The sequence below is a fragment of the Bradyrhizobium sp. genome (genome assembly GCF_049519115.1).
Lineage (GTDB): Bacteria > Pseudomonadota > Alphaproteobacteria > Rhizobiales > Xanthobacteraceae > Bradyrhizobium.
The window spans coordinates 1-7,628 of sequence record NZ_JBEKRB010000120.1 but is presented as its reverse complement, the minus strand read 5'-3'; the positions used below and the strand labels follow the sequence as shown (position 1 = coordinate 7,628).

The 7,628-nt window shown below is 56.7% G+C and carries 7 protein-coding genes; 2 read left to right on the top strand and 5 right to left on the bottom strand.

Annotated elements, in window-relative coordinates; translation table 11 throughout:
• Positions 1–512 precede the first annotated feature (512 nt).
• Positions 513–1,832 (bottom strand): MFS transporter, encoded by a 1,320-nt coding sequence (locus ABSE61_RS35295; protein WP_423875791.1) that lies wholly within the window; start codon positions 1,830–1,832, stop codon positions 513–515.
• A gap of 377 nt (positions 1,833–2,209) precedes the next feature.
• Between ABSE61_RS35295 and ABSE61_RS35290 the strand changes: the two genes are divergently transcribed.
• Positions 2,210–2,944, top strand: a complete 735-nt coding sequence (locus tag ABSE61_RS35290; RefSeq protein WP_423875790.1) for an SGNH/GDSL hydrolase family protein — start codon at positions 2,210–2,212, stop codon at positions 2,942–2,944.
• A gap of 383 nt (positions 2,945–3,327) precedes the next feature.
• On the opposite strand, the gene ABSE61_RS35285 is transcribed toward ABSE61_RS35290, so the two are convergent.
• Entirely contained in the window at positions 3,328–3,552 is a 225-nt protein-coding gene (locus tag ABSE61_RS35285; RefSeq protein WP_423875789.1) for a hypothetical protein, read from the bottom strand.
• A gap of 470 nt (positions 3,553–4,022) precedes the next feature.
• Positions 4,023–4,352: a hypothetical protein gene (locus ABSE61_RS35280; RefSeq protein ID WP_423875788.1), complete on the bottom strand. Its 330-nt coding sequence runs from the start codon at positions 4,350–4,352 to the stop codon at positions 4,023–4,025.
• Between the two features lie 513 nt (positions 4,353–4,865).
• Here ABSE61_RS35280 and ABSE61_RS35275 point away from each other — a divergent pair.
• Positions 4,866–5,033, top strand: coding sequence for a hypothetical protein (locus tag ABSE61_RS35275; protein WP_423875787.1), 168 nt, complete (start codon positions 4,866–4,868; stop codon positions 5,031–5,033).
• A 1,999-nt stretch (positions 5,034–7,032) separates the two neighbouring features.
• On the opposite strand, the gene ABSE61_RS35270 is transcribed toward ABSE61_RS35275, so the two are convergent.
• Positions 7,033–7,368: a hypothetical protein gene (locus tag ABSE61_RS35270; protein WP_423875786.1), complete on the bottom strand. Its 336-nt coding sequence runs from the start codon at positions 7,366–7,368 to the stop codon at positions 7,033–7,035.
• A gap of 59 nt (positions 7,369–7,427) precedes the next feature.
• The coding region (locus ABSE61_RS35265; RefSeq protein ID WP_423875785.1) for a hypothetical protein at positions 7,428–7,628 on the bottom strand (201 nt) is incomplete at its 5' end.

Sequence of the window (7,628 nt, the reverse complement as noted above, 5' to 3'; positions counted from 1 at the left end):
ACCAGATCAACCGCCTGCCGCTTGTAGTCGTCCGTAAACGACCGACGTTGACGTCCTTCCATCCGACACCTCCTGGCTCTTCGAGCCTACTACAGGTGTCCATCAGTTCGGAGGAGGTTCAAGTTAAAATAAGCTGACTGGGCGCAAGGCTGTTAGTCAATTAAAAACCCCTTACTACGGATCAGTTAGCCCGGATTAACCGTACCCGTCCCACCTGACCGGCGAGGTGATTGCGGCTAATGGATCGCCGCGCCCGAAAAACGTGACGCACTTATGTGTGTTTTGACGCTCTTATGAGGTGCATCACAACAGGCGCGCCGTCGGGCTCGTCTCCAGATGCACGTTCCAGCACCGCACGTCCCCCCACGTCCTCGTGAGCTCCTCAGGGGTGCGAACCGGCTTCGCAGTGGCGGGTAAACTGCAGCATCTTGTTTTCGATCGGTCTGGCCGATAGTTCAAGAAGCGAGGCCGCCTGCAAGAGCGCCTTCAGACGGGTTCGCGTCAAGAGGTGCTCAGCGCTTAACGACCTTCCAGCGGCAGAACGTGAACACCAGGACCGCAGCCACCAGTTCGATGGCGGCGACAACATAGAGCCCAGACGTCGCGGTACCGGTCAGGCTGGCCGATATGCCGATGAGGTAAGGAGCGACAAAACCGGCAAGGTTGCCGATCGAGTTGATCAATGCGATCGCGCCGGCCGCGGCGGTGCCGGCGAGCAGCGCCTGCGGAATGGTCCAGAACACCGGAAATGCAGCCAGGATGCCGATTGCAGCGACCGTCAGCGCTATCAGGGCTGCGGAGCCGCTTCCAATGAGAGCGCCGGTTGCGGCAAGTCCGAGCGCGGCGATCAAAGCCGCAATCGCACAATGCAGCCGGCGTTCGCCGGTGCGGTCGGAATGGGCTCCGTTCCAGATCATCGCGACCGTTCCGGCGATGAACGGAAGCGCGGAGAGCAGTCCGATATGCAGCGTGTCGGTCACACCCGTTTCCTTGATGATCGACGGCGTCCAGAATGCTATCGTTGCATTGCCGTTGACGATGCCGAAATAGATCAAGGCGCATAGCCACACTCGCCAGTCGCCAAGCGCAGCCTTGAAACTGGTTTCGCTAACAACAGCCTTGCGGTCTGAGGCGAGGTCGTCTTCGATCGCCTGAGCCTCTTCCTTGGACAACCAGCTGGCCTCGCGCGGTCGATCGGGCATCAGCCGGATCACGGCAAGTCCGGCCAAGACGGAGGGAATGCCTTCCAGGATGAAAACCCATTGCCAGTTGGAGAAACCGCCGACGCCGCCCATCGTACTCATGATCAAGCCGGCGACCGGGCCGCCAACGATGCCGGCGATGGCGAACGACGTCATGAACAAACCATTGATCCGCGCGCGGCGGCCAGCAGGAAACCAGTAGGTCAGATAAAGCACGACACCGGGGAAAAATCCCGCTTCGAACACCCCCATGGTGAAGCGAAGAACATAGAACCAGAGCTCCGTTTTGACGAAGGCCATCGCCACGCTATTGAGACCCCAGAGGATCGTGATGCGGGCCAGAGTCTTGCGGGCTCCGATTTTTTCAAGGAGCAGGTTGCTCGGCACCTCGAACAGGAAATATCCCACGAAAAAAATGCCGGCGCCAAAGCCGTAGGCCGCCTCGCTGAGATTGAGCTCGCTGAGCATGCTGAGCTTGGCGAAGCCCACATTGACGCGGTCGATCCACGCCAAAATGAATAGAAAGACCAGTGCCGGAATGAGACGCAACGCGGCCTTGGCGTAGGCCGGCGCCGCCCTTGCAGCGGTGCTACCCGATAGAACATCACTCTTGTCACTGGGTTGAAGCATACCTCGCCCCTCTATCCAGCCAAAAACGGCTGCGATTGTTTTAACCAGTGAAACATCTCTACTGTAATATTTTTTGAAATCCAAAGCGAGTGCATCATCGATGAAGCGATCCCGTGCATTTTCGAGGCGCAGCGCAGCCGCCAGAGTCTCGGCGAAATGGATTGCTGTAGCGCCTGGCATCCAGTCGATCCGGGCCTTGCCGGTCCGGATAAGGGCCGTCATCGCTTTTCGCTCCGCTCGAGCTACGCCGGGCACGCCTCGTCTTTGTCGATTGCGTGGCCTCGGCAGAGTTTGGTGCGGCAGGCTAGGCTATCTCGCCCGGACGCGCTATTCTCCATCCAACTCACATGATCTCGGCTGCAACCGACAGGTGGCCCGTGGACAATCCCTCACAGATCATTCCCGTTGGGCCGATCCCCTTTGAGCGCGACCTGCCTTACTTTGCGCGCGGCATCACCAGCGGAAGGCCCAAGATCGTTGCGATCGGCTCGTCGACGACGGCGGGCGAAGGCAACATCAAGCCTTATCCAGACCGGCTGCTGTCACTTCTTCAGATTCCTTATCCGAACGCCAAGATTACCATGATCAACGCGGGGATCGGCGGTCAGGAAGCGCCGATCGAGCTCGAGCGGTTCGATACCGATGTCATCGCCGAGAAGCCCGATCTTGTCATCTGGCAGGTCGGAACAAACGCAGTTTGGCAGAGCCCGGACCTGAAGCCGCCACCTCCCACGTTCGACAAAACGGTCAACGCCATCCAAGACGGACTCATCAAGCTGCGCAATGAAACGCGGGCCGACGTGATCCTGATGGACCTCCAATATGTGCCGGCCGTCCTGACGCCTGCCAAGAAGGGCAAGGCGATCGCGATGGTGAAAGCAATCAGCAAGTTGGCGGCGGACGCCGAAGGCGTGAATGTGTTCCGCCGCTTCGAATTTATGGAGGGCCTGTACGAGGTCGAGGGTATCTCGTTCGACCGGATGGTCGACCCGGGGGATGAAACCAGATTGCACCAAAGTGACTGGGTCACGGATCGTGTGACGAAGGCGCTGAACGGCGCGATAGTCGCGGGCGTCAATAAGGCATGGTCATCGGTGGCGAATGCCAGCTAATTCGAAGAGCTCATTCTAAAAACAAGGGATGACGGTCCTTTCGAATGCGCGCTTTGCGCTGGTTTTACTATGAGGAATTGCGCGACGTAGTCATAGATGTCCTGCACCAGTGCATAACTAATTCTGACCCGAGCGCCATAGCAAGCCTTTGGCTCGAAAATGCAGGCTGAATAATTTAATCTAGCACGGGCGGCGACTCCGCCATTTGAGCCGACGATTCCGACCGAACCACAATCGCGCCGGCTCGTGACACTACAGCGGACGTGATCATGCCGTCCCCGCGGTCCACCGTGTCGCTTCTGAGGTCAGACCACACGCAGAATGCGCCGATCACCGCGACGATGGTGGCGATTATCCCTCGCACCAACTCTCGAGGCTCGTCGTTAGCAGGCATTGCTCTTGCTCATCATCGTTTCCAAGGCCGGCGTCGCTTGCTGCTTTGCCTGACCTTCTCGCTCTCCTTGAGCGATTCTGGTCCATGCCTTAGCCATAGCCGACAGTGCCTGCCGATACTCTGGTACAACCGTGGTTTCTAAAAGTGCATAGCATTCGTCAGCGCGACGCTTGCACTCTGCAATGTTGTCCTCTGGCGAGGATAAAGTTGCCATTGGGCCTCTCATGTTGCTGTATGTCATCGAAAACTTCCCAACTTGGCCTGCAATCGAGATGGATACGACGGTCGCCTCGGGTGGCCAAAATAAAGAGCGTCCCAGCCCAGGGGCGGGAAGGCTGGGACGCTTGGGAGGCTCCGTCGGCCAAACAGCACCGACGAACTTGCATTCTTGAGCGCGGCCACGCTGCCTCCGATAACAAGACCGGCTATCGGTTGTCGGTATTCCCAATCCTTGAGCCTTTTTATTCTCAAAAGCGTGATGCAAGTAGTACGCGACGAAATATTACAGTCCTCGAGCGAAGTTCTGTCTGTTTTGGACGATGTCAAAGCATTCAAAAAGGTTCCGAGTGGTGCGAACCGGCTAGGCCGGGATCTCATCTACAGAGATTGGTGCGCGACCCAGATGCGTCGTCGCGGGTTGGCAAACAAGAACCCGCCGGGTTGAACCGGCGGGTCTTTCCATGATCATCCGCAGACTTGGACTGAACGAATTCTCCAGCCGTAAGGCGTCATCACGCGACGACGGACCAGGTAGCAGCTGCTGTCGTCGTAATAGTCGTTGTACGCGTAAGGATAGTATCCGCCGTAATAGAGCCCAAAGCCATATCCGCCAAATCCACGCCCGCGAAATCCGCCTCCGCGGAATCCGCCGCCACCGAAGCCGCCATGAGAGCCGCCTCCGCCGAAACCGCCTCCATGGCCACCGCCGCCTCCTCCGCCACGAGCGAACGCTTCGCTCGACTGAATCACACCGACAGCCGCAAGTATGAACAAGGCTATAAACGTCTTTCGCATCGTGCTTTCTCCATTGGGGCAATCTCACTCCCAAAGAGCAGACGCTTTTTGCGGCGGAGTTATTCGGCAATCGGTAGGCGTTCGGGGTCAACTGAGTGTGAGTCAAAGAAGATCGATCACCGTCTGGAGGATGCGGCGAGCGACGACGGCAACATCCGCCGCAGGACGCCATCACGCAGAACGAGTCCGTGAAGCAGCGCGACGCCAGCGTGCAGCCGGTTGGGCCCTTATACGGACCCTCGCGCCCTCGGATGGCCCTACGAGGCGATTGGCGAAGTGGTCAAAGATCCGCGCGGAGCGCGGGCTTGCGGCTACGACTGCGGGAGTTGATCTCGCAATTGTGCGACCGCGGAATTACCGCAACCTCCGCCTTTGAAATTCTAATGTTTCATAGCAACGCTTGACGTAGCCGACCAAGCCGCCTTCCGACACGTGCTCTAATTGCGTGATCGCGGTCCCAAATCCGGCTTCGTAGGCCTCAGCTCTCAATCGTTCTGCCCGTGGAGCGTGAAAGTGTTTGATTTCGTCGAAGTCATTTTCAAAATGGCTGAGGTTTTTGGTGCACCAAGTCTCAAGAAAATTCTCGAAGTCGCTCATTTTGGTGGGCTCGTTGACATGCAAAGCTACCTGATCGGCTCAGTCGTCGGCCCATCCGGTTTGCTGGGCCAGTATTTCGATTGAGTCAAAATCCAGTTCTCGGCTTCCGCCTCGGTGGCGAAGTCTCCGATATGAGAATTCGGACCATTCCCCGTCTTCACCGAGACGAACCATCGGCCGCTTTTTTTAATTGGTTCAAACTGCGACATTGCCACAGTATGCACTCGATATCAGACCTTTCAACTCGCGCACCAAATGTTGAAAAACATTTTAGGATTGAATCGTTCGGTTGTTTCTAGGATCTATTGCTCGCGTTCTTAACTCCCAAGATAAAGTTTGCGGAGACGGCCCGGTGCCAACAGCCGGGGCCGTCTTCTTTTTGACGGCAAGAGGCGCCAGTAGCTTAGGCCCAACAGCGCGACGGGTAGCGAAGTGGCTGGGTGTGGAAACTAGCCATCTCGTCGCGGTTCTCTTCGCGGTAGCGGCGCAACGGCATACACTTGGGCACAGCAACGGCATCCCGGCCCGGCTCAAGGCGCACCGTGATTTGCTGTCCCGAATTGTCGTCGCGCAACGCCTCACCGTTCTCATCTGACCACGGTGCCATCGGTCCCTTTGTAGAATCCTTGGGCCACTTCGCCCGTGTGCCCACGTCTCAATCGCATGACCTGCTCAAGCTGCTATCAACGCTCCGATAACCAAGACTGGCAACAAGCCCAGGACGACTGCCCAAACCACGAAGGCGGTGACCATTAAAATGTCCTGCGTCCATAATGCCAGACGGCCGATGGGATAGTTGGAGGAGTGGAAGGTGTTCATTGTTCGCTCTGTCCTTGTGGGGGCCCTGAGGCTCAATCCCGTTCACAATTCGTGTTTGAAGCACGTCTGCCACTGCAGGCCGCATCACTCCGTGTTAACGGCTATTGCCGATCATTCTGCGAACTCGCCTGACGTCAGAGCTTCGTTCCGCTGCTATGGCGAGCGACTGCTGCAGAGTCCTCAAATATCGATTCGTTAGCAGCCTCGGCAAATACCTCTGACAACGCGGTCGACCTTGGCGTCTTCTTGATCAATTCTCAGCCGAGAATCAGACTCAAGAACGTCGACTGCGGTTGGCTGATGGTGCCCCACCGGCGCCGACCAGGGTTTGGTTGCCATTTCATTTCCTGCTTTCCATGGGCGAAGAGATGGCGCCGATGGCAGGGTTTCGGTTTTGCCGGGCCTAATGATTATGACGGATGCGTCGCGCTGTTCAGGTGCTGCAGTTTCAATTCCTGTCCGCACGTTGGGAAGGTAGAGAGCGTATGCATCCGGCTCCCGCGCAACTGACTGCGCGAAGCTAGGGGCCGCGATCGCGGTTAATAGAATTACGGACATGCTAAGAGAACGGTTAGTCATCGTGTGACTCCTCTGGTCTTCAATCGCGCGTAGGCGCTGCTGATCACCAGACTCCTCGTGGATTCGAGATATTCCTGAATTCTCTACGATTGGATTTACTTCAAGCCATCGTGAAAATGCGTTTCGCGCGTTATCGCACTGCGATGCGGAGTGTCCGATGACGGAGGATATGGACGTAGCGTTCACACCATTGTTTCGGAGCAAAAAATGTAGATGAGAACCCAGGACTGTTGATAGCCGAATGCGGGACGTTCGCTTGGGTGCAACGTCGCCGATCGCATTTTGGGCCCGTTTCGGAGCTTCCTTGGTCTCTGGGGCACCATTTGTTTATTCGTTGATCCAAGCAGTCCGTGGCGCCAAAGGGCATACCTCGGTGCTCGCCGCTGAAATATCGCCTCACACCTCAACCGGATGCGCCGAGCCCTGGCAGAGAAAGCGGCTCCTGCCAGCATCATCGCAGTTGAAGCAGTGGAAACTGCGCAAGCCACTAATTGAATTAGAGGACTTGTCGGATATTTGGGTCATCGGGTAACGGCACTGTGGGCAAGGATGAATTTCAATTGCTTTAGATGAGAAGCAAATTTGCGTCTCCGCTGGGGGCACGACACTCTCCTCTGGTCAGTTCGGACGGTGACTTTCGGACAATTGAGATCAGCGAACGCAAAATGAAACGCGCCGACAGCGCTCAGCGATCGCAAGCAATACGTTTCCTAATCTCATCAACACGCTTATCCAGCGCGCTGAATCTCGCATGAACTCTGAGGTCGTGAAGGCGGCACAAATAGGCAAATAGTAAAAACCCGAAAAACCAATGGTGCTGCTCCAAGTATTGAAGGGCATGCTCCGATGCACCTTCCGCGGCGTTCATTAGGTTTATCAGGGTGATCATTTGAATCGGCTCGTGATGGGAGACCTGCATAGCTTGCGCATCAACATCCTTGCTGAGAGGGACTCGTACTCCGTTGCCAATATTCCCGGGTGCGCTGGTTTCCAGCCTCTTTCCGATGAGTGAGGCGATCACTAGGAATCCATGACCGATCGCAGTGAGCGTGGAGCCGCAAAAGAATCGGATTAGGAAGCTTATTGCGCCCGGGAAGGGTGGGAGTCGTTGAGCGGAATGACGTTCACTTTCCGAATCGCCTGTTTCAACAAGGCCTCGGCAACGATAGCGATGTGCCAGGAATATTCGTCCTGAACCTCGCTTGTGCAAGCGGGTAGAACGCCCACGGTAAGCACCTCATTTTCGATGCGAACGATTTCGAAGGCGACGAAGAGGCGGTC

Bases quoted from the DNA above. Each gene is read 5' to 3' on its own strand.
- ABSE61_RS35295 (WP_423875791.1), bottom strand. From the start codon at position 1,832: ATGCTTCAACCCAGTGACAAGAGTGATGTTCTATCGGGTAGCACCGCT.
- ABSE61_RS35285 (WP_423875789.1), bottom strand. From the start codon at position 3,552: ATGGCAACTTTATCCTCGCCAGAGGACAACATTGCAGAGTGCAAGCGT.
- ABSE61_RS35280 (WP_423875788.1), bottom strand. From the start codon at position 4,352: ATGCGAAAGACGTTTATAGCCTTGTTCATACTTGCGGCTGTCGGTGTG.